The organism is Idiomarina solivarensis (assembly GCF_033052755.1).
Lineage (GTDB): Bacteria > Pseudomonadota > Gammaproteobacteria > Enterobacterales > Alteromonadaceae > Idiomarina.
On the sequence record NZ_JAVFHZ010000002.1, the window covers coordinates 351650 to 374396 of the forward strand.

The 22747-nt window shown below is 45.8% G+C and carries 33 protein-coding genes; 24 read left to right on the forward strand and 9 right to left on the reverse strand.

Annotated elements, in window-relative coordinates; translation table 11 throughout:
- Positions 1 to 3: 3 nt before the first annotated feature.
- The 3 genes from RBK99_RS05670 to zur are packed head-to-tail and all read right to left on the reverse strand — an operon-like array spanning position 4 to position 3309.
- Complete coding sequence (locus RBK99_RS05670) at positions 4 to 510, reverse strand: DUF6702 family protein (protein WP_317503672.1); 507 nt, start codon at positions 508 to 510, stop codon at positions 4 to 6.
- Positions 503 to 2833, reverse strand: coding sequence for a M1 family metallopeptidase (locus RBK99_RS05675; RefSeq protein ID WP_317503673.1), 2331 nt, complete (start codon positions 2831 to 2833; stop codon positions 503 to 505). Before RBK99_RS05675 ends, RBK99_RS05670 begins: the two co-directional genes overlap by 8 nt.
- Positions 2834 to 2868: 35 nt before the next feature.
- A complete protein-coding gene (zur, locus tag RBK99_RS05680) occupies positions 2869 to 3309 on the reverse strand; it encodes a zinc uptake transcriptional repressor Zur (RefSeq protein WP_317503705.1) in 441 nt (146 codons plus the stop codon).
- A gap of 146 nt (positions 3310 to 3455) precedes the next feature.
- Between zur and dusA the strand changes: the two genes are divergently transcribed.
- From dusA to RBK99_RS05755, 15 genes are all read left to right on the forward strand, one after another.
- Positions 3456 to 4463, forward strand: coding sequence for a tRNA dihydrouridine(20/20a) synthase DusA (gene dusA / locus RBK99_RS05685; protein ID WP_317503674.1), 1008 nt, complete (start codon positions 3456 to 3458; stop codon positions 4461 to 4463).
- 171 nt (positions 4464 to 4634) lie between these two features.
- Positions 4635 to 4892: a hypothetical protein gene (locus RBK99_RS05690; protein ID WP_317503675.1), complete on the forward strand. Its 258-nt coding sequence runs from the start codon at positions 4635 to 4637 to the stop codon at positions 4890 to 4892.
- A 171-nt stretch (positions 4893 to 5063) separates the two neighbouring features.
- On the forward strand, positions 5064 to 6287 hold the full coding sequence (locus RBK99_RS05695) for a dipeptidase (protein ID WP_317503676.1): 1224 nt from the start codon (positions 5064 to 5066) through the stop codon (positions 6285 to 6287).
- 209 nt (positions 6288 to 6496) lie between these two features.
- Entirely contained in the window at positions 6497 to 6808 is a 312-nt protein-coding gene (gene rpsJ / locus RBK99_RS05700; RefSeq protein ID WP_008488677.1) for a 30S ribosomal protein S10, read from the forward strand.
- Between the two features lie 38 nt (positions 6809 to 6846).
- The gene (gene rplC, locus RBK99_RS05705; RefSeq protein WP_317503677.1) at positions 6847 to 7485 is read left to right on the forward strand and encodes a 50S ribosomal protein L3; all 639 of its coding nucleotides are present in this window, start codon (positions 6847 to 6849) and stop codon (positions 7483 to 7485) included.
- Between the two features lie 18 nt (positions 7486 to 7503).
- Positions 7504 to 8109, forward strand: a complete 606-nt coding sequence (gene rplD / locus RBK99_RS05710) for a 50S ribosomal protein L4 (protein ID WP_011235152.1) — start codon at positions 7504 to 7506, stop codon at positions 8107 to 8109.
- Entirely contained in the window at positions 8106 to 8408 is a 303-nt protein-coding gene (gene rplW, locus RBK99_RS05715; RefSeq protein WP_317503678.1) for a 50S ribosomal protein L23, read from the forward strand. Before rplD ends, rplW begins: the two co-directional genes overlap by 4 nt.
- A 14-nt stretch (positions 8409 to 8422) precedes the next feature.
- On the forward strand, positions 8423 to 9247 hold the full coding sequence (gene rplB / locus RBK99_RS05720; RefSeq protein WP_317503679.1) for a 50S ribosomal protein L2: 825 nt from the start codon (positions 8423 to 8425) through the stop codon (positions 9245 to 9247).
- Between the two features lie 16 nt (positions 9248 to 9263).
- Entirely contained in the window at positions 9264 to 9542 is a 279-nt protein-coding gene (rpsS, locus tag RBK99_RS05725; protein WP_317503680.1) for a 30S ribosomal protein S19, read from the forward strand.
- A gap of 13 nt (positions 9543 to 9555) precedes the next feature.
- Positions 9556 to 9888, forward strand: a complete 333-nt coding sequence (gene rplV, locus RBK99_RS05730; RefSeq protein ID WP_317503706.1) for a 50S ribosomal protein L22 — start codon at positions 9556 to 9558, stop codon at positions 9886 to 9888.
- 10 nt (positions 9889 to 9898) lie between these two features.
- On the forward strand, positions 9899 to 10579 hold the full coding sequence (gene rpsC, locus RBK99_RS05735) for a 30S ribosomal protein S3 (protein ID WP_011235147.1): 681 nt from the start codon (positions 9899 to 9901) through the stop codon (positions 10577 to 10579).
- Between the two features lie 12 nt (positions 10580 to 10591).
- Positions 10592 to 11005 carry a 50S ribosomal protein L16 gene (gene rplP, locus RBK99_RS05740; RefSeq protein WP_011235146.1) on the forward strand — a complete coding sequence of 138 codons (414 nt, stop codon included), beginning with the start codon at positions 10592 to 10594 and terminating at the stop codon, positions 11003 to 11005.
- Positions 11005 to 11196, forward strand: coding sequence for a 50S ribosomal protein L29 (gene rpmC / locus RBK99_RS05745; protein WP_248263830.1), 192 nt, complete (start codon positions 11005 to 11007; stop codon positions 11194 to 11196). Before rplP ends, rpmC begins: the two co-directional genes overlap by 1 nt.
- Positions 11196 to 11459: a 30S ribosomal protein S17 gene (gene rpsQ / locus RBK99_RS05750; protein WP_317503681.1), complete on the forward strand. Its 264-nt coding sequence runs from the start codon at positions 11196 to 11198 to the stop codon at positions 11457 to 11459. Before rpmC ends, rpsQ begins: the two co-directional genes overlap by 1 nt.
- A gap of 165 nt (positions 11460 to 11624) precedes the next feature.
- A complete protein-coding gene (locus tag RBK99_RS05755) occupies positions 11625 to 13031 on the forward strand; it encodes a carbohydrate porin (protein WP_317503682.1) in 1407 nt (468 codons plus the stop codon).
- Between the two features lie 37 nt (positions 13032 to 13068).
- On the opposite strand, the gene RBK99_RS05760 is transcribed toward RBK99_RS05755, so the two are convergent.
- Genes RBK99_RS05760 through RBK99_RS05785 form a run of 6 tightly spaced genes read right to left on the reverse strand, consistent with a single transcriptional unit; the run spans position 13069 to position 18874 of the window.
- Positions 13069 to 13461 carry a Na+/H+ antiporter subunit G gene (locus tag RBK99_RS05760; RefSeq protein ID WP_317503683.1) on the reverse strand — a complete coding sequence of 131 codons (393 nt, stop codon included), beginning with the start codon at positions 13459 to 13461 and terminating at the stop codon, positions 13069 to 13071.
- An 11-nt stretch (positions 13462 to 13472) separates the two neighbouring features.
- Positions 13473 to 13742 carry a K+/H+ antiporter subunit F gene (locus RBK99_RS05765; protein ID WP_317503684.1) on the reverse strand — a complete coding sequence of 90 codons (270 nt, stop codon included), beginning with the start codon at positions 13740 to 13742 and terminating at the stop codon, positions 13473 to 13475.
- Entirely contained in the window at positions 13736 to 14224 is a 489-nt protein-coding gene (locus tag RBK99_RS05770) for a Na+/H+ antiporter subunit E (protein ID WP_411161969.1), read from the reverse strand. The genes RBK99_RS05765 and RBK99_RS05770 overlap by 7 nt, the downstream gene beginning before the upstream one ends.
- Before the next feature lie 5 nt (positions 14225 to 14229).
- Positions 14230 to 15744, reverse strand: coding sequence for a monovalent cation/H+ antiporter subunit D (locus RBK99_RS05775; protein ID WP_317503686.1), 1515 nt, complete (start codon positions 15742 to 15744; stop codon positions 14230 to 14232).
- Complete coding sequence (locus RBK99_RS05780) at positions 15744 to 16085, reverse strand: Na+/H+ antiporter subunit C (RefSeq protein WP_317503687.1); 342 nt, start codon at positions 16083 to 16085, stop codon at positions 15744 to 15746. Before RBK99_RS05780 ends, RBK99_RS05775 begins: the two co-directional genes overlap by 1 nt.
- A complete protein-coding gene (locus RBK99_RS05785) occupies positions 16085 to 18874 on the reverse strand; it encodes a monovalent cation/H+ antiporter subunit A (RefSeq protein WP_317503707.1) in 2790 nt (929 codons plus the stop codon). The genes RBK99_RS05780 and RBK99_RS05785 overlap by 1 nt, the downstream gene beginning before the upstream one ends.
- Before the next feature lie 270 nt (positions 18875 to 19144).
- Here RBK99_RS05785 and rplN point away from each other — a divergent pair, with 270 nt between their 5' ends.
- From rplN to rpmD, 9 genes are read left to right on the forward strand one after another with little or no spacing between them, the layout of a single operon-like run.
- Positions 19145 to 19513: a 50S ribosomal protein L14 gene (rplN, locus tag RBK99_RS05790; protein ID WP_006956444.1), complete on the forward strand. Its 369-nt coding sequence runs from the start codon at positions 19145 to 19147 to the stop codon at positions 19511 to 19513.
- Between the two features lie 10 nt (positions 19514 to 19523).
- Entirely contained in the window at positions 19524 to 19838 is a 315-nt protein-coding gene (gene rplX / locus RBK99_RS05795; RefSeq protein ID WP_317503688.1) for a 50S ribosomal protein L24, read from the forward strand.
- Between the two features lie 20 nt (positions 19839 to 19858).
- Positions 19859 to 20398: a 50S ribosomal protein L5 gene (gene rplE / locus RBK99_RS05800; RefSeq protein WP_317503689.1), complete on the forward strand. Its 540-nt coding sequence runs from the start codon at positions 19859 to 19861 to the stop codon at positions 20396 to 20398.
- Positions 20399 to 20409: 11 nt separating this feature from the next.
- Positions 20410 to 20715: a 30S ribosomal protein S14 gene (gene rpsN, locus RBK99_RS05805; RefSeq protein ID WP_011235134.1), complete on the forward strand. Its 306-nt coding sequence runs from the start codon at positions 20410 to 20412 to the stop codon at positions 20713 to 20715.
- Positions 20716 to 20741: 26 nt separating this feature from the next.
- Entirely contained in the window at positions 20742 to 21134 is a 393-nt protein-coding gene (gene rpsH, locus RBK99_RS05810; RefSeq protein WP_126782945.1) for a 30S ribosomal protein S8, read from the forward strand.
- A gap of 13 nt (positions 21135 to 21147) precedes the next feature.
- Positions 21148 to 21681 carry a 50S ribosomal protein L6 gene (rplF, locus tag RBK99_RS05815; protein ID WP_317503690.1) on the forward strand — a complete coding sequence of 178 codons (534 nt, stop codon included), beginning with the start codon at positions 21148 to 21150 and terminating at the stop codon, positions 21679 to 21681.
- Between the two features lie 9 nt (positions 21682 to 21690).
- Complete coding sequence (gene rplR / locus RBK99_RS05820) at positions 21691 to 22044, forward strand: 50S ribosomal protein L18 (RefSeq protein ID WP_248263817.1); 354 nt, start codon at positions 21691 to 21693, stop codon at positions 22042 to 22044.
- Positions 22045 to 22053: 9 nt separating this feature from the next.
- Positions 22054 to 22554: a 30S ribosomal protein S5 gene (rpsE, locus tag RBK99_RS05825; protein WP_126782943.1), complete on the forward strand. Its 501-nt coding sequence runs from the start codon at positions 22054 to 22056 to the stop codon at positions 22552 to 22554.
- A 6-nt stretch (positions 22555 to 22560) separates the two neighbouring features.
- Positions 22561 to 22743: a 50S ribosomal protein L30 gene (rpmD, locus tag RBK99_RS05830; RefSeq protein WP_126782942.1), complete on the forward strand. Its 183-nt coding sequence runs from the start codon at positions 22561 to 22563 to the stop codon at positions 22741 to 22743.
- Positions 22744 to 22747: the final 4 nt, after the last annotated feature.

Below are 22747 nucleotides of genomic sequence, written 5' to 3' on the forward strand. Positions count from 1 at the left end.
CTTTTATTCCTTTATATCCTGCTGACAATTGATTGTGTCAGATGCATTCTTAATCGTTAATATTAGGCTGCGATTGCCATAATCATCAACAACATTAATCGTATTAACTTGTGCAGAAAAGCTATCCATTAACAGCGTGTTTGATACTTCCCACTCGCATAGGTTATCACGCTTGGGTACTTCCTGATATATCCAGATTTTCTGAAAATCCGCTTCAAAGCCCACCCAGTTAGGTGTTATATCCTTACCTTGTGCTGAAGTAAGTTTGAAATTTTCATTTACCCACTGTCTTATTTTTTTTTCCGCATTACCCTGGTCAAGTCGAAAATCTTTATCGAAACGTTTTTTGAGCGCTTGTTGTAAATCATGCAGAGTATATTGGTGGACAATTTCAACAGCCCCTGTGTTTTCGTTAGCGGAAATCTCTGTCAGACCAAAGAAGTAGCGGTGCGCTGATACCGTCGGTATCAGCGCAAACAGCAAAGTTAAGGCAAGGACAATCTTATTCATCGTCACCAGACTTAAGCTCTTCGTTATAGTCTTCCATCATGCTCTTTTTGCGATCGTCGCGTTTAAACAGCTCAATTCTTGATGGAATTGCTCGTGCTGGCCAGTAATTATTGGTGGTATCGACGTCTGCGGTTTCCCAATTAGGGTCGACAACAACCTGCTGTAATGTTTTATCTCTAATCAGGAGCTTACTGACTGACTTAGGTGAACGACGCCATACTTCTGCTGGAATGCGAACATGTTCTTTACTACCGTCTTCGTAATGAAGATCCAGTAGAATAGGCATTACTAAGCCACCTTTATTTGAAAAGTCGAGTACGTAGAAATTACTGCCGTTTTTCAACATGGCTTTTTGTTCTTCGTCTAATCCCTCAATGAATTTGTTGTATTCATTACGATCGGCATTAGTGACAGTAAATTTATCGTGCTCGTTGTAAAAATCAGAAAGACGGGGTTGTTGATGTATTTTGTAGTTTACATCGGCATTTCGCTGAGTCGTCAGTGATTTCGGTTCAGTCTTCTCTTGCTCTTTCTTCCACGCCTTTTCAATTTCTGGATCTTGAGTATTAATAGTTAATACACGAACAGCGTCCAGTGAGATATCAACATGGTCAGTAGAGTAGAACCAGCCACGCCAGAACCAGTCTAGGTCAACACCTGAAGCGTCTTCCAACGTTCTGAATAGATCTTCCGGGGTTGGACGCTTAAACTTCCAGCGGCGGGCATATTCGCGGAATGCGAAGTCAAACAATTCACGGCCAACAATGGTTTCACGTAAAATATTCAATGCAGTCGCTGGTTTGCCATAAGCGTTATTACCAAACTGCAAAATAGATTCCGAGTTAGTCATAATTGGCATTTGGTTACTGCTCGCCATATAGCTTGTTATATTGCGAGGTTCGCCGCGCCATGATGGATAGTCTTCTTCCCATTTTTGCTCAGCAAGGAATTGAAGGTAAGTGTTAATTCCTTCATCCATCCATGTCCATTGGCGCTCGTCTGAATTCACTATCATTGGGAAATAGATATGCCCAATTTCATGAATAATAACTGAGATTAATCCGTACTTTGTTCTTTTTGAGTAGTACTTTTCACCTGACTCTTCATCCACGTAAGGGCGAGGACCATTAAAGGTGATCATCGGGTATTCCATACCACCGACAGGGCCATTAACCGAAATAGCGACAGGGTACGGGTAATCAAAGCTGTAGTCGTTGTAGTGTTCAATCGTGTGAATAATAGAAGCCGTTGAATAACGTTCCCACAACGGGTTGCCTTCCTCAGGATAAAACGACATAGCTAAGACATCGGTTTTATTTTTCTCATATCCCTGAGCGTCCCAAATGAACTTACGTGAAGAAGCCCAGGCAAAATCACGGACTTTTTCGGCTTCGAAAATCCACGTTTTAGTTTCTGAAGTGCCTTCCTTTTCGTTCTCCAGAGCTTCTTCTTCTGTAACGATTTTTACCGGTTCATCGGCATCACGAGCTAACTCTAGACGTTGACGTTGAGTTGAGGTCAGTACTTCTTCTGGGTTTTGTAAAACACCAGTAGAGGCGACAATATGATCAGCTGGAACAGTAATCTCTACTCGATAGTCGCCAAACTCTAAAGCAAACTCACCGTTGCCAATAAACTGCTTATTTTGCCAACCTTCAGCATCGTAGTAGGCTGCCATACGCGGAAACCATTGAGACATTTCGTACAGATAGTTGCCATCGTCTTCGAAGTACTCGTAGCCGCCTCGGCCGCCAAGAACTTCAGCTTCAATGATGTTGAACTTCCAGTTAATATTAAAGGTTACGCTGTCACCACTTTCTAACGGCTCGTTTAAATCAAGGCGCAGCATGGTGTCGTTTACGTAGTGGTCAAGCGGCTCTCCGTCTTCGTAGCTAATTTCGGTCAATTCATAACCCGCCGGAAAACTCTTCTGAGTCATCATGCTTTCCATTCGGGAAAAACTGACTCGGTCTAAATCACCGCTAGCTTGGCTTTGCGGTCCAATAGAGCTTTCTTTAAAGCGGTTTTGATCAAGCTGAACCCACAAATAGCGCAAAGTATTAGGAGAATTATTAGTGTAAGTAATAGTGCTTTGCGCGCTAATGCTTTGGTTTTCGTCATCTAAAGCCACCTGGATTTTATAGTCAGCTTCCTGTTGCCAGTATGCCTGACCGGGGGCTCCGGATGCAGTTCGGTAGATGTTTGGACTACGAAATTTGTCGTCGTTAAGTTGACGGAATTTATCGTCGAAGGCTTCGGCCGTTGCTGCTTGACTAACCGTAAAGCAGACGGTTGCGGTAGCAATTAGATGACTGAGTTTCATATGTTACCTATTGTTAGTATTTATTAGCGCTATCGTTAATGGCATTTGGCGCACAGACCATGTGCCTCTATGGTTTGGTTTTGAACTTTAAAACCTTGCTCTTCTGCCTGGCTTTTCAGTTCGTCGTAAACCCCTTCTGACTGGATTTCCTGAACGTCACCACAAGAGTTGCAGATTAACATTTGAACCGGATGTTGGTGATCAAAATGCGAGCAAAGCACAAAACTATTCGACGAAGTGATTTTGTGAACGAAACCTTGTTCTTGTAAAAAATCTAAGGCGCGGTAGATAGTGGGGGGCTTTGCATTTGGCATCACTTCACGCAGCTGGTCAAGTAAGTCGTACGCGCCAACCGCCCCTGAATGCGTCGCCAGTATTGAAAACACTTCGCGTCGGGCTGTTGTGAGTCTGGCTCCACGTTGTTGGCAGAGTTTTTCTGCTTTATGTATGAGTCTTTGTGCTTCTTGGGGCGTCATCACTGACTGTGGTTTAAGTTTCATTTAGCCATTGTAGAGAGTTTTAGCTGTGAGGAAAAGGGTTTTACGGAAGAGGCTGATTAGTCTTTCATTCTCAGTTAAAATAACCCCAAGATATAGTCTCTTTGATAAGCTAACTTAATTGGATGAATGCTTTGGTCACACCCTATTCTTATAAGCTCTCAGTCGCCCCGATGCTGGATTGGACTGATCGACACTGCCGATACTTTCATCGCTTACTGACAAAAACAACCCTTCTTTATACTGAAATGGTGACGACGGGGGCGATTATTTATGGTCAGCAAGATTTTCTTGCATTTAATCCTGACGAACATCCTGTGGCTCTTCAGCTGGGGGGGTCTGATCCTGACGCAATGGCTCGTTGCGCTGCTCTTGCGCAAGAGCGGGGATATGACGAAGTTAATATCAACGTTGGGTGCCCTTCCGATAGGGTTCAAAATGGAAGCTTCGGGGCCTGTTTAATGGCAGCTCCGGATACGGTTGCTGCTTGTGTCAGAGCAATGAAAGCTGTTACGGATATTCCAATAACAGTAAAAACGCGGCTTGGAATTGACCATCATGATTCTGATGAGTTTCTCTATAAGTTTACCGATGCAGTTGTAGCCGCCGGCTCACACCAGTTGACCTTGCATGCACGTAAAGCTTGGTTGCAAGGTCTGAGCCCTAAAGAAAACCGAGATATTCCCGAACTGCAATATGAGAGAGTTTATTTGGCTCAGCAGCGTTATCCTGATGTACCAGTTGCGATTAATGGCGGAATCACCAGTGTAGAGGAAGTTAAGCAACACTTAGCTCAGGTACATGGCGTCATGATAGGCCGTGCCGCTTATCAGAATCCTTGGCTGCTAACTGAACTGGACTATTTAAACGCTGCCGGGGAGTCGAAGTTGGCTCGTGAGGAGGTTGTTACCGCCATGATACCTTATGTGGATAACCATATCCGGCAAGGTGGTCGGGCATGGCATGTGGTTCGTCATATGCTGGGTTTATTCCAGGGGATGCCCGGGGGGAAACGTTGGCGGCAATATCTAAGTGTGAAAGGTCCGCGTGCCACAAATGCCGAAGAGCTTCTTTATGGGGCTTTAGCTTTCCGTGATGATCATAGCCAACATGTTTCGTCACTAACGTCATAAATAGACTAAAAGTTGGTGAAAAACGCTAACTATTGGAATCGTCTGTTGCACCCTATAAATTAATAAATACTTTAAAAACAAAGCCTTACGAAAAAAACTAAAGATGGCACAACCTTTGAATTACTTAGTGCGACTTAACTAACGCACTGTCATTATTCAAAGGAGAAAATCATGAAAGCGTTAATCGTAAGTGTTGTCAGTGGTGTTATGTTGTTCAGCGCATCGGTTTCAGCTGCCGATGAAAATAGAGATTCTATCGCTGCTGAGATACAAGCTCAGATGGCTGAAATGTCTGAACAGGGTATGCAGGCTATTAAAGCGTCGGTCACTCAGTCTATTGAAGAGTGGGCTGCAGAATTATTTTCAAATCCGCAATTGGCCGAAGTACAAACGGTACCCACCGAACAAGACAGCAAGAAGACTCAGTAAGGAGTCCCCATGGTTTTACTTGATCAATGGTGGCTCATTTGGTTAACCGCGCCGGTTTTAGGAACGTTAGTCGTCGGCGCCTTTATCAGTTTCAGCGCATCCCTGATGCGGCACAGCTAGACTTTTGGTACTCTGCCTATATCCCGTTATAACAATAAAAGAGGAATACGCATGTTTAAGTCTCTGATAGCCGCTTCTGTGTTAGCCGTAGTAACCGGTTGTGCAACCGCTGCGCAATCAACCGAAGGTGACACTGAAACAGCGAAGTATACTGCGAGTGATAAGGCCAATAAGTTAGCGCAAGAGTATCTTCTAATTGATACACATATCGATGTACCGTATCGAATTCATAATAAGTGGGAAGACGTTACCGAAGCGACCGAAGAGGGTGATTTTGACTACCCTAGAGCCGTGGAAGGAGGGCTTAACGCGCCGTTTATGTCAATTTATATCCCTGCATCGTATGAAGAGAGTGGCGGCAGTATACAGCTTGCACATGAACTTATCGATGGTATGGAAGCGCTGGTTGGACGCGCCCCGGATAAATTTGCAATGGCGTATAGCACTGACGACATTCGTCGCAATAAAGAACAAGGATTAATGTCAATCGCATTGGGTATGGAAAATGGTACGCCAATTGAAGGCGATCTTGATAATTTACAAATGTTTTATGAGCGAGGCATCCGCTACATTACGCTGGCGCATTCGTTGTCAAACCATATCTCTGATTCCTCATACGATATCCGCCGCCCTTGGGAAGGACTGAGTCCGTTCGGTAAAAAGCTAGTTAAAGCAATGAATGAGACCGGTGTTATGGTCGATGTTTCTCATATTTCCGATGAAGCTTTTTATCAAGCGGTTGAAATCAGTGACGCTCCGGTCATTGCTTCGCATTCATCACTGCGTGCTTATACGCCGGGCTTCGAGCGAAATATGAGTGACGATATGCTAAAAGCTCTGGCGGAAAATGAAGGGGTTATCCAAATTAATTTTGGCTCGTCATTTTTAGCGCAACAAGCGAACCGCTATCGCGATATGATGAAAAAAAGAATCCTCGCGGTAAAAGAGCAATACGGTGAAGGCAGTGAAGAGGCGCAAAGCCGGATAGCGGAACTTGAAGCCAGTAATCCGTACCCGTTTGCAACGGTCGATACTGTTTTGAATCACATCGATCATGTTCGCGATTTAATTGGTGTAGAGCATATTGGAATTGGTTCTGACTATGATGGTGTTGGCGACTCATTACCGGTCGGACTAAAAGATGTATCTACCTATCCCAACCTGGTTCAGGGACTATTAGACAGAGGGTACACAGAAAAAGAAATCGAAATGATCCTTGGTGGTAACTTAATGCGTGTTTGGGCGCAGGTCGAAGAGTACGCAAAAACACATTAAGGCCTTGACAGAAGGCCGTGAATCGGTATAATTCGCGGCCACGTCTTTCGAGTTTATCGGCAATTTGCTGTGTGAAAGGCGTTCGACAACAGTCCCGATTGGGGACTGAATGGTTGACGTAGAACATCGCACCCCCGGTATGTGCCAGGGAGGTTGCGATTTTCTGTGCTCTTTTTTAAATGCTCTTTTATTGAGGCTTTGATTTATTTATGGCTAATCAAAGAATTCGGATTCGTTTGAAAGCGTTCGATCACCGTCTGATCGACCAGTCGACTGCAGAGATTGTTGAAACTGCAAAACGCACTGGTGCTCAGGTACGTGGTCCTATCCCACTGCCAACACGGAAAGAACGCTTCACCGTGCTGATTTCTCCACACGTGAATAAAGACGCGCGTGACCAGTACGAAATCCGCACCCACAAGCGTCTGATTGATATCATGGACCCTACTGACAAAACGGTTGACGCGCTTATGCGTTTAGATTTGGCAGCTGGCGTTGATGTACAGATCAGCTTGGGTTAAGTGGGCAGTAATAGGATTACACACGAGAGGTTTTAACAATGGCTATAGGTCTAGTCGGTCGTAAAGTAGGAATGACGCGTGTCTTCCAGGAAGACGGCGCTTCTGTTCCTGTTACTGTGATCGAAGTGCTGGCGAACCGTGTGACTCAGGTTAAATCTGATGACACAGACGGTTACCGTGCCCTTCAAGTGACCACAGGCGAGAAGAAAGCGAGCCGTGTAACCAAGCCTTTAGCAGGTCACTTTGCTAAAGCTGGTACAGAGGCAGGTCGTGGTCTTTGGGAATTCCGCCTGAAAAACGGCGAAGGCGACGATTATGCAGTTGGTTCTGAACTGACTGTTGATATCTTCGCAGAAGTTAAGAAAGTAGACGTTACTGGTACTTCAAAAGGTAAAGGCTTTGCCGGTACTGTGAAGCGCTGGAACTTCAGCATGCAGGACGCTACTCATGGTAACTCATTGTCTCACCGTGCACCGGGTTCAATCGGTCAAAACCAGTCGCCTGGTAAAGTATTCAAAGGCAAGAAAATGGCTGGTCAGATGGGTAATGAGCGAGTCACTACGCAATCACTTGAATTAGTTCGGGTTGATGCAGAACGCAGCTTGTTGTTAATCAAAGGTGCGGTCCCGGGTGCAACCGGTAGTGATGTGATCGTTAAACCAGCGGTCAAGGCGTAACGTCTGAGGAGAATAGTGATGGAATTAACATTGAAAGACGCAAAAGGCGCTCTTGAGGTTTCCGAAGCTACCTTTGGACGTGAGTTTAATGAAGCCCTTGTCCATCAAGTAGTTGTAGCTTACGCTGCAGGTGCTCGACAGGGCACAAAAGCTCAGAAAACTCGTTCTGAAGTAGCCGGTGGTGGTAAGAAGCCTTGGCGTCAAAAAGGTACTGGTCGTGCCCGTGCAGGTACAATCCGTAGTCCTATCTGGCGTTCTGGTGGTGCAACTTTTGCAGCTAAACCGCAAAATCACAGCCAGAAAGTAAACAAAAAAATGTACCGCGGTGCGATTAAAAGCATTTTGTCGGAACTGATTCGTCAGGAACGTCTGATTGTTGTTGAGAAATTTGGTGTTGATGAACCAAAAACAAAGCAACTGGCAGCGAAACTGAAAGAAATGGATCTAAACGACGTTTTGATCGTGACCAAAGAAGTTGATGAGAACCTGTTCTTAGCTTCTCGCAACTTGCATAAAGTCGACGTGCGCGATGTTCAGGGTATTGACCCTGTCAGTCTGATTGCTTTCGAGAAAGTGCTGATGACTGCTGACGCCGTCAAGCAGCTTGAGGAGGTGTTATCATGATGCGCGAAGAACGTTTGCTTAAAGTGATTTTAGCACCTCACGTTTCGGAAAAATCGACTAACACTGCTGAAAATAACAACACGGTTGTATTTAAAGTAGTGGTTGATGCGACGAAAACCGAAATCAAAGCGGCTGTCGAAAAATTGTTTGAAGTTGAAGTCAAAAACGTACGTACAGTTAACGTGAAGGGTAAAACCAAGCGCACTGGTTCTCGTTTCGGGAAACGCAGTGACTGGAAAAAAGCGTATGTTGCCTTGAATGAAGGTGCTGACATCGACTTCTCTGGCGGCGCTGAGTAACAGGAGGAATAAACATGGCTGTAGTTAAAAGTAAGCCTACGTCTCCGGGTCAACGCCACGTCGTTAAAGTCGTCGGTCAGGACCTGTACAAAGGCAAGCCTTACGCACCATTGCTGGAAAAAAATAGCAAATCTGGTGGTCGTAACAATAACGGTCGTATCACGGTTCGTCACATTGGCGGTGGTCACAAACACCACTACCGTGTTATCGACTTTAAACGTAATAAAGATGGTATCCCTGCAAAGGTTGAGCGTATTGAATACGATCCTAACCGTTCAGCGAATATCGCTTTAGTTTTGTATGCTGACGGTGAACGCCGTTACATCTTGGCTCCGAAAAACCTATCAGTAGGCGATCGTGTTCAGTCTGGTGTTGATGCACCGATTAAACCAGGTAATAGCCTACCAATGCGCAACATCCCTGTGGGTAGTGTTGTTCATGCGGTAGAGTTACAGCCAGGTAAAGGCGCACAGATGGCTCGTTCAGCGGGTGCTTATTGCCAGATTCTTGCTCGTGACGGTGCTTATGTTACCGTACGTTTACGTTCAGGTGAGATGCGTCGCGTTCAGTCTGAAGGTCGAGCAACTATCGGTGAAGTAGGTAACGCAGAGCATATGCTGCGTCAATTGGGTAAAGCTGGTGCAAACCGCTGGCGTGGTATTCGTCCAACCGTTCGTGGTGTGGCGATGAACCCAGTTGATCACCCTCACGGTGGTGGTGAAGGCCGTACCTCTGGTGGACGTCATCCTGTGACGCCATGGGGCACGCCGACCAAGGGCTACAAAACCCGTAAAAACAAGCGTACTGATAAGTTCATCGTACGCCGTCGCAACAAATAAGAGTTGAGGATAAAACATGCCACGTTCTCTTAAAAAAGGTCCATTTATTGACCTTCACCTGCTAAATAAGGTGGAGAAAGCGTTGGAAGCCGGGGATAAAAAGCCAATTAAAACTTGGTCCCGTCGTTCAATGATCATCCCAGATATGATCGGCCTGACTGTCGCTGTTCACAACGGTCGTCAGCACGTTCCTGTCTACGTGACAGATGAAATGATCGGTCATAAATTAGGCGAATTCGCGCCAACCCGTACTTATCGCGGCCATGCTGCTGATAAGAAAGCGAAGAAACGGTAAGAGGTAGAGAGTGATGGAAGCAATTGCTAAACACCAATTTGCCCGCGTTTCAGCGCAGAAGGGCCGTTTGGTCGCAGACCAAATCCGTGGACTTCCAGTAGAAAAAGCACTGGATATCCTCGCGTACAGCCCCAAAGCAGCTGCTGACTTAATCAAGAAAGTTCTTGAGTCAGCAATCGCGAACGCGGAACATAATGAAGGTGCGGACATTGATGAGTTGAAAGTAGCTCGAGTCTTTTTAGACGAAGGTCCTACTATGAAACGCATCAAACCACGGGCGAAAGGCCGTGCCGATCGTATCTTTAAGCGCACCAGCCACATTACTGTGGTCGTGTCAGATAGCTAGGAGATAAATTATGGGTCAGAAAGTACATCCTAATGGTATTCGCCTAGGTATCTCCAGACCATGGAATGCAACCTGGTATGCGAATACAAATGAGTTCGCTGATAACCTGCACAGTGATTTTCAGGTACGTAAGTTCCTGAACAAAGAACTGCGCAACGCATCAGTCTCTCGTATCGTTATCGATCGTCCAGCCAAGAGTGTTCGTGTGACTATTCACACTGCACGTCCTGGTGTGGTCATCGGTAAGAAAGGCGAAGACGTAGAAAAACTGCGTAAGCAAGTGTCTAAGTTGACAGGCGCTCCTGCGCAAATCAACATCTCAGAAGTTCGTAAGCCTGAGTTGGATTCGCAGCTAGTAGCTGACAATATTGCTGGTCAGTTGGAACGTCGTGTCATGTTCCGTCGTGCTATGAAGCGTGCCGTACAAAACGCCATTCGCTTAGGTGCCAAAGGTATCAAAGTTGAAGTGAGTGGTCGTTTGGGCGGTGCAGAGATTGCACGTACTGAGTGGTATCGTGAAGGCCGTGTACCGTTGCACACATTACGTGCAGACATCGACTACTCGACCTCAGAAGCGAACACCACTTACGGTATCATCGGTGTTAAGGTCTGGATTTTCCGTGGTGAAGTTCTTGGTGGACTTCCAACTGAAGAAAAGCCAGCTCCTAAGCGCGGCAAGAACCGTAAGTAAAGGAGAGACGATATGTTACAACCTAAGCGTACAAAATTCCGTAAGGTTCACACAGGCCGCAACCGTGGTCTGGCGCAGTCTGGTAACAAAGTCAGCTTCGGTACTTTTGGTTTAAAAGCTACTGACCGTGGTCGTATGACCGCGCGTCAAATCGAAGCAGGCCGTCGTGCAATGACTCGTCACGTTAAGCGTCAAGGTAAAATCTGGATCCGTGTATTTCCTGATAAGCCTATTACCAAAAAGCCTCTAGAAGTTCGTATGGGTAAAGGTAAAGGTAACGTCGAATACTGGGTTGCTCAGATTCAACCAGGTCGCGTTCTGTATGAAATGGACGGTGTTCCTGAAGAGTTGGCACGTGAAGCGTTCCGCCTTGCGGCACGTAAACTGCCTTTCAAAACCACTTTTGTGACTCGGACGGTAATGTGATGAAAGCAAGTGAACTGAAAGAAAAAACCGTTGAGCAGCTGCAGGAAGAATTGCTAGGCTTGCGTCGTGAGCAGTTCAATCTGCGCATGCAGGCGGCAACTGGTCAGCTGAATCAGACTCACATGATGAAACAGGTGCGTCGTGATATCGCACGTGTTAAAACCATCTTAAATGAGAAGGCAGGTGCGTAATGACTGAAGAAAAACGTGTTCGTACTCTGCAAGGCAAAGTTGTCAGCGATAAGATGGATAAAACCATCACTGTAGCTGTTGAACGTCGTGTAAAGCACCCGGTATACGGGAAGTACATCACGCGTACAACTAAGGTACATGCGCATGACGAAGACAACCAGTGTAAAGCTGGCGATTCCGTGATTGTTCGCGAATGTCGTCCGCTGTCTAAGAATAAATCTTGGACTCTGGAAGAAATCGTAGAGCGTGCTACTGTTGTCTAAACGCAGATAACGATAAAGAAATTAGAAGGCCTCCCTTGCGGAGGCCTTTTTTTTGATCTAAACCTTTATAGGTTGAGTACAAATATCTGAAATTAATTAATTTATTCTTTAAAGATTAATAATGAATTCGTACGTCAGTACGTAATAATCAGAGGAAGCCAACCTATGTCAAAGAGCCTATTTTTAGCAGCTACGGTACTTGCCGCAAGTCCTGTAGTCGCAGCTCCTCAGGATAGTAATTCGGTTGAACAAGAGATTCAGGCGTTAAAAGAACGTTTGGCTGAATTAGAAAAGCGTCTTGAAGAAAAGGAAAAGCGTGAAAAGAAAGAAATCGTCATAGTAGAAAAGCGTGAAGTGAAAAAGGACAAAATGTCCACTCCAGAAACGAATCAACGAAGAGTAGTTTCTGACTCGGGAGTGCAGGCGCGCTTGGCTAAATTGGAAGAAAAGACTGAACAGAATGAAAACTGGCCGATAAAAGTGCATGGTGCTGTTCGCTTCCAGTATGAATACAATAATTACGATACAGATAATCAAAACCGAACGGGTGATCTGGATTTTGATATTTTCCGTCTGAATTTCGACGGTGAAATGGGCGATGTGATCTTGTCAGCCGAGTATCGCTGGTTCAATTATCAAGACGTCATTAAGCACGCCTGGTTCGGCTATGACTTCACCGACAAACTGCAGGGGCAGGTTGGAGTAGTGAAAATACCCTTCGGAAATATGCCTTATAACTCCCATAGTTATTTCTTTGACACAACCTTTTACGTAGGGTTAGAAGACGAACACGATAACGGTATCCGTTTGAAATATCGTGACAAGGACTGGGATTTCGATGTTGCTTTTCTCAAATCGGATGAGCAGGGTGGTATTGACGGGGCAACGTCCGACCGCACCGAGCGGTATAATTATGACACAGTAGGTATTAGATTGCCGGGCCAGGGGGCCTACGATACACCTGGCTTGCCCGTTGGGGAGAGTAATAGTTATGCGCTTCGTGCTGCCCGCAAGTTCCATTTTAGTGACACAGAAAATCTTGAAATAGGCACATCAGTTCAAGGTGGTAACCTGTATTCAGGAACCGCCGCAGATGGCTTTTCTGCCGCGCAGGCGTATGAAAACCAGAATGTTGGTAACCGTTTCGCCTGGGCCGCTCACGGTGTCTATAATAACGGGCCATGGAATGTACAGCTCCAGTACTCTGATTACGAATACGATATTAAGTTAGAGAATCGCGGTGTGTATATGGCCGCTTATGCTTACTATGATGCTATCCCAGCAGAAGCCAAGCTTTACACTGCTAACGTAGCTTATACGCTACCAGTCGATATAGGGCCGATAACAAGCTTAACGTTCTATAACGACCACAGCTTGATGACTGACAAAAGAGGTTATCAAGACGATACCTGGATGAATGTATTGGGCGTAGCAGTGGCTGCCGGTGGTGGATTTTACACTTACGTTGATTACGTAAAGGCGAAAAACCAGCCATTTATTGGCGGTAATACAGCTACTGATGGCGGCGAAGTCAACGATCGTTTTAACATCAACTTTGGTTATTACTTCTGAGCTCTCTAATTATCTCCTATTGAAAGATATGGAACCTCTAGGGTTCCATATCTTTTTTATTGGGTAGTATATGTTCGTACGAATCGCCTTTTTGTCTAAAGTCCCTTGTCCGGTTAAACATTTTAAGCTCGGTGTGTAACGCCGCTTTAGCCATAATATGCGCACTAATTGGGGCTGTCAGAAACAGGAAAATCGCAATAAGTAACTCATTAAGATTAATAGTGCCCTGAACCGACGTAACGATAATTGAGGCGATGACGATTCCTCCAATCCCCATTGTCGTATTTTTAGTTGGCGCGTGTAGGCGTGTAAAAAAGTCGGGTAATATAGCTAAGCCCAAAGAGCCAATGAAGGCAAAAATAGCCCCCAGCAAAATAAAAAAAGCAGCCAGCCACTGAGCCCATTCAGGTAATTGATTTAAAACGCTCATAATTGTACCCCTTATTCTATTAAATCGCCGCGTAATAAAAATTTACCCGCCGCGATAGTGCCGACAAATCCAAACATCGCAATGAGTAAAGCCGCTTCGAAATAAGTTTGGGTATTCTGGTACATGCCAAGCAATAGTAGTAATGCGAGTGAGTTAATGTAAATTGTATCCAACGCAAGTATCCTGTCGGGCAAATCAGGGCCTTTTATCAGTCGCCAAAAGTTCATTAGCACCGATAAACTAAATAGCAAAAAAGCGATTTCCAGTACCGTGGTTAACATTGAAATATCTCCTTCAAACGGCGCTCATAGCGATTTCTTATCGTCTTTATGAGCTCTTCTGGATTCTCTTCCGAAAATGAATGGATAAGAATGCCTTTACGACCTCGGGTTATTTCACATGAAACCGTACCTGGGGTGAGTGTAATCGTGCTGGCAAGGATAGTAACCGGAAGCTCTGCTGTCATATTAAGCGGAAAGACAAAAAGAGCCGGACGCATTGAACGTGGCTTGCCAATAATCATTGCAGCAACTTTAAAGTTCGCCACCACGATGTCGTTTATAAGAATAAAAAAATAAACTAATGCGAGATCGGGTCGTTTAATTCTTATGAAGCTGGGCCAGGCCGAGCGAAATAAGAACGGAATGAACCAAGCGAAAAGAGCACCCAGTACTATGACGCCTGGTGCAATTGAATTAAAAAGTAGAACCCATACTATTAACAAAAACAATGATAACAAAGGGGTTGGAAATAGCGTTTTCATCATAATTATTCCATTCCTGTTGTTAGTACCCGTGATGGGTATTGCTTTATGTCGTAAAGCTGTTCGGCGACGTCATCTGTGTAGTTGCGTATTGGGTTTGCAAATAGCGTGATTAATACTGAAAGCGACAGCAGGAGGGCAACCGCTACTCGCTTGCCAATGGGTGCAGATTGGTCATTGGCTTTGCCTGGCAGCGTATGCCAAAGTATTTTGCTACCCGCTCTTGTCACAGTAATGAGCATCATGAATGTTGCACCTAACATGGCTGCCCATAACCAGAAACTTCTACTGTCAGGGGTGGCGGCTTCCATAATCATCAACTTTCCGGCAAAACCTGATAAGGGAGGTAAGCCAATGACCGAAATGGCAGCAATCAGGAACATAACTGAATACGTTGAGTGGTTGGCCATTATTTTTCCTGACACTATTCGCGAAGCTGTTTTCCCTCGCTCATATGCCATGAGGTCCACTAATAAGAATAATGCCGCCGTGACGAAGGTTGAGTGGATCAAGTAAAATAACATAGCGCCTGTGGTTTCTATGCCACTCAAGCTGTATGCCGCTATTATCGTCCCAACAGAAATAACCACCAGATACGCCACCATTAACCGTAAATCACGAGCGGCCAAGATGCCTATTGAGCCTGCTACCATGGTGATAAGCCCCATGATCCAAAGCCAATCGTGCGCCATCAAAGCCAGCTCGTTTGCTTCGGGACCGAAGATTAACGTATAGACACGGATTATGGCGTAAGCACCAACTTTAGTCATTATCGCGAAAAGTGCTGCCACCACGCCGGTTGTCGTCGAATAAGCTTGTGGTAACCAGAAGTGTAGGGGCAATATAGCGGCCTTAATGCCGAAAACAATGAGCAACATCATACCGGCGGCTTTAGCTAGTGCAGCCTGGTCTCCGGAGAGTTGCTGCACTTGAATTGCCAAGTCAGCCATATTCAGTGTACCAGTGACTCCGTATAAGGTACCGACCGAAATTAAGAAAAGCGCTGAGCCCAATAAATTGAGCATTACATAGTGTAATGTTGCGCGTATACGGAACTTCCCACCACCATGCATAAGTAATGCGTAGGAGGAAATTAGAAGGACTTCGAAAAAGACAAATAAGTTGAAGATATCGCCTGTTGCGAAAGCGCCCATAATACCCATGATCTGGAATTGAAACAGTGCATGGAAATGAGAGCCCAGGTTATCTTCTGAGTAGCAGCCATAGATGATAACGGGTAATGCAAGTACTGATGTTATCAGCATCATCAACGCACTTAACTTATCTACCATCAACACAATGCCAAATGGAGCCGACCAATCACCCAAGGCGTAAACTATCATTTGCTCTTGGTTGACCTTGAGTAGCAGCAAGATGCATAAAGTGAGTGTTAGTAAGCTCGCAATAAGCCCTATAGCGCGGCGTTTAGGTTGCGGACGCTGTCCCCACGGCAAAAGCTGTAGCAGAGCTGATAACAGCGGTACTAAAATTGGCAGTATCGCCAAATGTTGTTGCCACATCAGCGGTTGCCCTCCGTGCTGTTGTCTTGCTGGTTAACTTCATCAGTACCTATCTCGCCACGAGCACGCACGGCTAAAATGATTGAATAGGCGGTCATAGCGAAACCGATAACGATAGCGGTAAGCACCAATGCCTGAGGTAAAGGATCCGCATAATTTTCCTGTGTGCCATAAATAGGCGCGCCATCAATAGTCAGTCGGCCTGTGGAAAAAAGAAATAAGTTAACCGCATATGACAACATAGTAATGCCCACAACCACAGGAAAAGAGCGGCCGCGAAGAATCAGGAATACGCTACATGCAGTCAATATGCCGACGGTAACAGAGTATAAAGTTTCCATTAATGTCCCTCATGCGTGGGGCGGTGACGAGTTGTCATTTTTCCAAAGTTACTGAGAATCATCATCGTTGCGCCGATGACAGTCAGAAAAACGCCCAAATCAAACAGTAAAGCAGTAGCAAATTCAAATTTGCCCACTACAGGCCAGTCAAGGTATGTGAACCACGACGTTAAAAACGGTTTATTGAACACCCAGCTGCCAATACCTGTAAGCGCTGCGGTCATGACGCCAAGAGACATTAGAGATTGATAATTGACATTAAAGCGTTCTTTAACCCAGTCGACGCCGTTAGCGATGTATTGCAGTATCATTGCGGAGGCAACAATTAATCCTGCGATGAAACCACCGCCCGGCAAGTTATGACCGCGCAAGAAAATATACGCTGCAACTATCATCGCCATCGGCAATATGATGTTCGCAACAGTCGTCAGCATCAATGGGTGTTTAATACGGTGCCATGGACGACCATCAATGTCACTGGACGGCATGAAAGGCTTAAGTTTGTTGAGTAGCTTATGGATACCCGCTGCCGCTATTGCCAGTACCGTAATTTCACCTAAGGTATCGAAGCCACGGAAGTCTACCAGAATAACGTTTACAACGTTTGTTCCACCACCACCTGATTTTGCATTGGCAATGAAAAAGTCGGAAATACTCTCAAATGGCGACGTTAATATTGCAAAGTTTAAGGTGGCGACGATACCGCCAATAAAGCTGGCGATAATGATGTCCCGAAAGACGCGGTGGCCAGACGATGCGCGACTGGTTTTTTGGGGCATAAAAAATAATGCCAAGATCATTAATATGATACTGACGACTTCAACAACGAGCTGAGTCATGGCCAGATCAGGAGCGGAAAAGTGTGCAAAAGCTAAAGAAACGACCAGCCCAACCACTGATAGCATCATTAACATGACGAAGCGATTACGATGCAGTGTTGCAGTAGCAAAAGCAGCCCCGATAAGAACGAGTGCGCCAACCATGCTGACCATATCAATAGGTAATTGCTTTTTACCGCCAGTCACTGCGTTCAAATCACTTAATGAAGGGATGAGAACAACGACAACGCTAATAAGTACAAAAGCAATGTAGCGCTGCAGAGAACCATTATCTAGCCGTTCATAAAAATTGGCGGCCGCATCAGACGCTTTTTGAACAATGCGCTCAAAGTTATGTTTAGCATCTTGTCCGTCAAACTGTCGGTTGAAAGTAAACAGCTGATCTCGGGCGAGGTAAATGAGCACACCACCGGCTACTGCAACTGCGCTCATTAGCAGAGGTACATTAAATCCATGCCAGAGGCTTAACTCGACTATAACAGCGCTACCCGTAACCGTTGAAGCTGCCTGGTTCAGTATCCCCGAGACCATAGCCATAGGCGCCAAGCCTATTGCAATACACAAGAAAGCCAATACCAAAACAGGGGCTGACATCATACGGGGCGGATCATGAGGCTTCTTAGGCAGATCTTTATAGTCACCATTGAAGAAAACGTCGTGTATAAAACGAATCGAATAGGCAACTGAAAGCATTGCGCCAACGGTTGCTAACACGGGTATGAACCAGGAGAGTCCACCAAATAGATGTTGTTGCAGAGCCTGATCTAAGAATAACTCTTTTGAAATAAAGCCGTTAAAAGGTGGAATACCAGCCATTGAAGCAGCGACGATCATGGCTAGAGTCGCAGTGATTGGCATCAAGCTCATGAGGCCCTGCAGTTTCCTCATATCACGTGTCCCAGATTCATGATCAATGATCCCCGCGGTCATAAAGAGACCGGCTTTAAAACACGCGTGATTAATAATATGAAATAGTGCCGCGATGACAGCACCTTGGGTTCCAATTCCTAACAGCATACAGATGAGCCCGAGGTGACTCACTGTAGAGAAAGCCAGTAAACCCTTTAAGTCATGTTTAAGCAGAGCAAAGTAAGCGCCTACTAACATGGTGATGAGGCCGGTAAGAGTGACTAGAGTAAACCACAATTCAGTCTCCGCTAATACCGGGTGAAATCGGGCCAATAAAAAGATACCGGCCTTAACCATAGTCGCTGAATGTAAGTAAGCACTAACAGGCGTTGGGGCTGCCATAGCATGAGGCAGCCAAAACTGGAAAGGGAACTGTGCTGATTTAGTAAAGGCGCCTAATAGAATCAGTATCAAGGCGGGGACGTAATACGTATGCGCTTTAATCAGTTCGGCTGCCGCATAGATATCGTCGAGTTTATAGCTACCAGCTATGTCGCCAATGATAAGAAGGCCGGCTAACAGTGCTAATCCGCCGGCCCCCGTTGTTGCCAACGCCATACGAGCACCGCGACGAGCATCGCTGCTGTGGAACCAATAACCAATCAGTAAAAAAGAAGAGATACTGGTCAGTTCCCAAAATACCCACAGTAATAAAATGTTATCGGCCATGACAATGCCAAGCATCGATGACATAAACAATAATAGGCAGGCATAAAAGCGGGATTCGTCGTCCTTACTGCTCAAATAATAGTGGGCGTAACCAATGATTAAAACGCCAATCCCCAGAATCAGTCCGGCAAACAGTAACGAAAGGCCATCAAGGCGTACTGCAAAATCCAGTCCTATCCCGGGAAGCCACTCTATCAATTGTTTCGGGATGTCGCCTGCCAGGGTAGCTGGCGCATGTTGAAATAGAACAACTAAACACAATACAGGAACAAGTAATGTAACCCCTGTTTTTACAGCCCTCGAGGCTCGTTTCGCCATTAAAGGTAAGAGCGCACCAAAAAATGGGGCAAAAATAATGAACAGCAGATTCATACCATCGAAGTCCCATGTCAACTTGTGCTCTTTATGTAGGCATATCTAGCAGAGCAACTTAAAGTATTGAATTTACCATTGGTTTTGTTGCAAGCCAACTAAACTAAACTCTAAACATAGTGCGTTCAACGTACGCCTACGAAAAATTCTGAGATTACCCTACCACTTACAAATTTTATCTGTTACACTTCGCGACCCTTTTTATAAGGGAAAAACCAAAGGCAGCACGACCCGAGAGGGTCTGTTTTTTTAACTAAGCGGGGCACTGAAATGATCCAAATGCAAACTACCCTGGACGTTGCCGATAACTCCGGCGCGCGCAGCGTACAATGTATTAAGGTTCTAGGTGGTTCGCACCGTCGCTACGCAAACATCGGCGATATCATCAAAGTTACTGTTAAGGAAGCAATTCCTCGCGGTAAGGTGAAGAAAGGCGATGTAGTGAATGCGGTGGTCGTTCGCACCAGAAAAGGCGTCCGTCGACAAGACGGGTCGGTCATCCGTTTTGACCGCAACGCGGCTGTGTTGTTGAATAACAACCAACAGCCCATTGGCACACGTATTTTCGGGCCGGTAACTCGTGAACTGCGTTCAGAGCAGTTTATGAAGATTATCTCGCTGGCACCAGAAGTACTATAAGGAGTCAATTATGGCGGCAAAAATTAAACGTGATGACGAAGTAGTCGTCCTGGCAGGTAAGGACAAGGGCAAGCAAGGCAAAGTCCTAAAAGTTCTTACCGATAAAGATCGCGTGATCGTGGAAGGCGTCAACGTAGTCAAGAAACATCAAAAACCAAATCCTGGTTTAGGTGAATCTGGCGGTATCGTTGAACAAGAAGCAGCCATCCACATTTCGAACGTAGCGATCCTTAACCCAGAGACAGGTAAAGCAGATCGTGTTGGATTTCGTACTGAAGATGGCAAGAAAGTTCGCTTCTTCAAATCGAACAACGCAATCATTTAATTCAAACTTGGAGTTTTACGATGGCGAAACTGCATGATTTTTATAGAGAATCGGTAGTTCCTGAGCTTATGAAAGAGTTCAGCTACAACAGCGTCATGCAAGTCCCTCGGATTGAAAAAATCACCCTTAACATGGGTGTTGGTGAAGCTCTGGCTGACAAAAAAGTACTTGATAACGCAGTGGCGGACCTAGAGGCTATCTCTGGTCAAAAGCCAATTCGTACTGTGGCACGCAAGTCTGTCGCCGGTTTCAAAGTCCGTGAAGGCTTCCCGATTGGCTGTAAAGTAACTCTGCGCGGCGAGCGCATGTGGGACTTTTTGCAACGCTTAATTTCGATTGCAATCCCACGTATCCGTGACTTCCGCGGCCTGAACCCTAAATCGTTCGATGGTCGTGGTAATTACAGCATGGGTGTTCGTGAGCAGATCATCTTTCCGGAAGTCGACTATGATAAAGTCGACAAGGTACGTGGTCTGGATATCACCATTACCACAAATGCTGGCACAGATGACGAAGCTCGTGCTTTGCTAGCTGCCTTTAACTTCCCGTTCAGAAAGTAAGGTGTAGAGTTATGGCAAAACAGTCAATGAAAGCGCGTGACGTGAAGCGAGCTAAAATCGCTTCAAAATACGCAGAAAAACGCAACGCACTGAAAACGGTCATTAATGACCCTAAAGCATCAGACGAAGAGCGTTGGGAAGCCGTACTTAAGTTGCAACAGCTCCCACGTGATGCCAGTCCGACGCGTCAACGTAACCGTTGTCGTATAACTGGTCGTCCTCATGGTTTCCTTCGTAAATTCGGCATGAGCCGAATCAAGGTCCGTGAGATGGCGATGCGCGGTGAAATTCCTGGCTTGAAAAAAGCTAGCTGGTAAGCCACGAATCACGGGAGAAAGCAAATATGAGCATGCAAGATCCAATTGCGGATATGTTCACACGCATTCGCAACGCTCAAGGTGCTAATAAAGTAACGGTTAAAATGCCGTCTTCTAAGCAGAAAGTGGCGATTGCTCAAGTTCTGAAAGAAGAAGGTTTTATTACTGGTTACAGTGCCGAGAGTACTGTTAAACCTGAGCTTGAAGTCGAATTGAAATATTTCGAAGGCAAGCCAGTAATCGAATCAATCGAGCGCGTTAGTCGCCCTGGTTTGCGTATCTATAAGAAACGCAACGAGTTGCCTAACGTAATGGGTGGCCTTGGCATCGCAGTAGTTTCGACGTCTAAAGGCCTGATGACTGATCGTGCCGCTCGCCAAGCTGGTCTTGGTGGCGAAATCATCGGTTACGTAGCGTAATAGGAGGTAGGAAATGTCACGTGTTGCTAAAGCACCCATTGAAATTCCTGCTGGCGTTGAAGTTACGCTAAATGGCCAGGAAGTCACGATTAAAGGTGCCCAAGGCTCTCTGAGTCGTGTTGTTAATGATGCAGTTGAACTGGTAAAAGAAGAGAGTGAGTTACGCACCAACGCTCGCGAAGGTGTTGCTAACTCAACCGCTCAAGCTGGTACGGCTCGTGCATTGTTGCAAAACATGGTGGTCGGAGTCACTAAAGGATTCGAACGTAAGTTGCAGTTGATGGGTGTTGGTTACCGTGCGCAAGCACAAGGTAAAAAACTAAACCTGACACTGGGCTTCTCGCATCCTGTGGAGTTCGAGATTCCAGATGGAATCACAATCGATACTCCGACTCAGACTGAAGTCGTCGTTAAAGGTGCAGATAAGCAGTTAGTGGGTCAAGTTGCCGCTAACATTCGTGCATATCGTAAACCTGAGCCTTATAAAGGCAAAGGTGTTCGTTATGCTGACGAGCAAGTGCGCCGTAAAGAAGCCAAGAAAAAGTAGGGTAATACGATGGACAATAAAGCAGCTCGCTTACGTCGTGCTACTCGCGCACGTAAACAAATTAAAGAGTTGGGTGCAAATCGCCTGGTCGTTCACCGTACACCACGGCATATTTACGCACAGTTGATCGCACCTAACGGTTCTGAAGTGCTGGCAGCCGCATCGACTGCAGAGAAAACTATTCGCGACGCGCTAAAAGCTACGGGTAACGTAGATGCAGCTAAAGTCGTGGGTAAAACTATCGCTGAACGAGCGATTGAAAAGGGCGTTAAAAGCGTATCTTTCGATCGTAGTGGTTTTAAATACCACGGTCGCGTAGCCGCATTAGCGGACGCAGCTCGTGAAGCCGGACTTCAGTTCTAGGAGACGAACATGGCAAATGTAGAAGCTCAAACCGGTGAACTGATAGAAAAGTTGATCACGGTTAATCGTGTAGCAAAAGTTGTTAAAGGTGGTCGTATCTTTAGCTTCACTGCACTGACTGTGGTTGGCGACGGTAAAGGTAAAGTCGGTTTTGGTTATGGTAAAGCGCGTGAAGTACCCGCTGCTATTCAAAAAGCAATGGAAAAAGCACGCCGCAATATGGTTACCGTTCAACTGAAAGGCGAAACTTTACAGCATCCTGTAAAAGGACGTCATTCAGGTTCACAGGTATACATGCAACCTGCTTCAGAAGGTACGGGTATCATCGCTGGTGGTGCAATGCGTGCGGTTCTTGAAGTTTCAGGTGTACATAACGTGCTGTCAAAGGCATATGGTTCAACCAACCCAATCAACGTTGTTCGCGCGACTATCAAAGCGTTGAACGGCATGAAATCGCCGGAGCAAGTTGCGGCGAAGCGTGGATTGCGCGTTGACGAAATACTGGGGTAGTGAACAATGGCGAATAAGACAATCAAAGTAACACAGACGCGTAGCTCTATCGGTCGTTTGCCGAAGCATAAAGCTACACTACGTGGCTTGGGTCTCCGCCGCATTGGTCACACAGTAGAGTTGGAAGACACTGCTGCAGTCCGCGGTATGGTGAACCGAGTTAATTACATGATTAAGGTGGAGGGATAAGCGC

Coding starts and splice junctions, on each gene's coding strand:
- RBK99_RS05670 (WP_317503672.1), bottom strand. CDS start 510: ATGAATAAGATTGTCCTTGCCTTAACTTTGCTGTTTGCGCTGATACCG.
- RBK99_RS05675 (WP_317503673.1), bottom strand. CDS start 2,833: ATGAAACTCAGTCATCTAATTGCTACCGCAACCGTCTGCTTTACGGTT.
- zur (WP_317503705.1), bottom strand. CDS start 3,309: ATGACGCCCCAAGAAGCACAAAGACTCATACATAAAGCAGAAAAACTC.
- dusA (WP_317503674.1), top strand. CDS start 3,456: ATGAATGCTTTGGTCACACCCTATTCTTATAAGCTCTCAGTCGCCCCG.
- RBK99_RS05690 (WP_317503675.1), top strand. CDS start 4,635: ATGAAAGCGTTAATCGTAAGTGTTGTCAGTGGTGTTATGTTGTTCAGC.
- RBK99_RS05695 (WP_317503676.1), top strand. CDS start 5,064: ATGTTTAAGTCTCTGATAGCCGCTTCTGTGTTAGCCGTAGTAACCGGT.
- rpsJ (WP_008488677.1), top strand. CDS start 6,497: ATGGCTAATCAAAGAATTCGGATTCGTTTGAAAGCGTTCGATCACCGT.
- rplC (WP_317503677.1), top strand. CDS start 6,847: ATGGCTATAGGTCTAGTCGGTCGTAAAGTAGGAATGACGCGTGTCTTC.
- rplD (WP_011235152.1), top strand. CDS start 7,504: ATGGAATTAACATTGAAAGACGCAAAAGGCGCTCTTGAGGTTTCCGAA.
- rplW (WP_317503678.1), top strand. CDS start 8,106: ATGATGCGCGAAGAACGTTTGCTTAAAGTGATTTTAGCACCTCACGTT.
- rplB (WP_317503679.1), top strand. CDS start 8,423: ATGGCTGTAGTTAAAAGTAAGCCTACGTCTCCGGGTCAACGCCACGTC.
- rpsS (WP_317503680.1), top strand. CDS start 9,264: ATGCCACGTTCTCTTAAAAAAGGTCCATTTATTGACCTTCACCTGCTA.
- rplV (WP_317503706.1), top strand. CDS start 9,556: ATGGAAGCAATTGCTAAACACCAATTTGCCCGCGTTTCAGCGCAGAAG.
- rpsC (WP_011235147.1), top strand. CDS start 9,899: ATGGGTCAGAAAGTACATCCTAATGGTATTCGCCTAGGTATCTCCAGA.
- rplP (WP_011235146.1), top strand. CDS start 10,592: ATGTTACAACCTAAGCGTACAAAATTCCGTAAGGTTCACACAGGCCGC.
- rpmC (WP_248263830.1), top strand. CDS start 11,005: ATGAAAGCAAGTGAACTGAAAGAAAAAACCGTTGAGCAGCTGCAGGAA.
- rpsQ (WP_317503681.1), top strand. CDS start 11,196: ATGACTGAAGAAAAACGTGTTCGTACTCTGCAAGGCAAAGTTGTCAGC.
- RBK99_RS05755 (WP_317503682.1), top strand. CDS start 11,625: ATGTCAAAGAGCCTATTTTTAGCAGCTACGGTACTTGCCGCAAGTCCT.
- RBK99_RS05760 (WP_317503683.1), bottom strand. CDS start 13,461: ATGAGCGTTTTAAATCAATTACCTGAATGGGCTCAGTGGCTGGCTGCT.
- RBK99_RS05765 (WP_317503684.1), bottom strand. CDS start 13,742: ATGTTAACCACGGTACTGGAAATCGCTTTTTTGCTATTTAGTTTATCG.
- RBK99_RS05770 (WP_411161969.1), bottom strand. CDS start 14,224: ATGAAAACGCTATTTCCAACCCCTTTGTTATCATTGTTTTTGTTAATA.
- RBK99_RS05775 (WP_317503686.1), bottom strand. CDS start 15,744: ATGTGGCAACAACATTTGGCGATACTGCCAATTTTAGTACCGCTGTTA.
- RBK99_RS05780 (WP_317503687.1), bottom strand. CDS start 16,085: ATGGAAACTTTATACTCTGTTACCGTCGGCATATTGACTGCATGTAGC.
- RBK99_RS05785 (WP_317503707.1), bottom strand. CDS start 18,874: ATGAATCTGCTGTTCATTATTTTTGCCCCATTTTTTGGTGCGCTCTTA.
- rplN (WP_006956444.1), top strand. CDS start 19,145: ATGATCCAAATGCAAACTACCCTGGACGTTGCCGATAACTCCGGCGCG.
- rplX (WP_317503688.1), top strand. CDS start 19,524: ATGGCGGCAAAAATTAAACGTGATGACGAAGTAGTCGTCCTGGCAGGT.
- rplE (WP_317503689.1), top strand. CDS start 19,859: ATGGCGAAACTGCATGATTTTTATAGAGAATCGGTAGTTCCTGAGCTT.
- rpsN (WP_011235134.1), top strand. CDS start 20,410: ATGGCAAAACAGTCAATGAAAGCGCGTGACGTGAAGCGAGCTAAAATC.
- rpsH (WP_126782945.1), top strand. CDS start 20,742: ATGAGCATGCAAGATCCAATTGCGGATATGTTCACACGCATTCGCAAC.
- rplF (WP_317503690.1), top strand. CDS start 21,148: ATGTCACGTGTTGCTAAAGCACCCATTGAAATTCCTGCTGGCGTTGAA.
- rplR (WP_248263817.1), top strand. CDS start 21,691: ATGGACAATAAAGCAGCTCGCTTACGTCGTGCTACTCGCGCACGTAAA.
- rpsE (WP_126782943.1), top strand. CDS start 22,054: ATGGCAAATGTAGAAGCTCAAACCGGTGAACTGATAGAAAAGTTGATC.
- rpmD (WP_126782942.1), top strand. CDS start 22,561: ATGGCGAATAAGACAATCAAAGTAACACAGACGCGTAGCTCTATCGGT.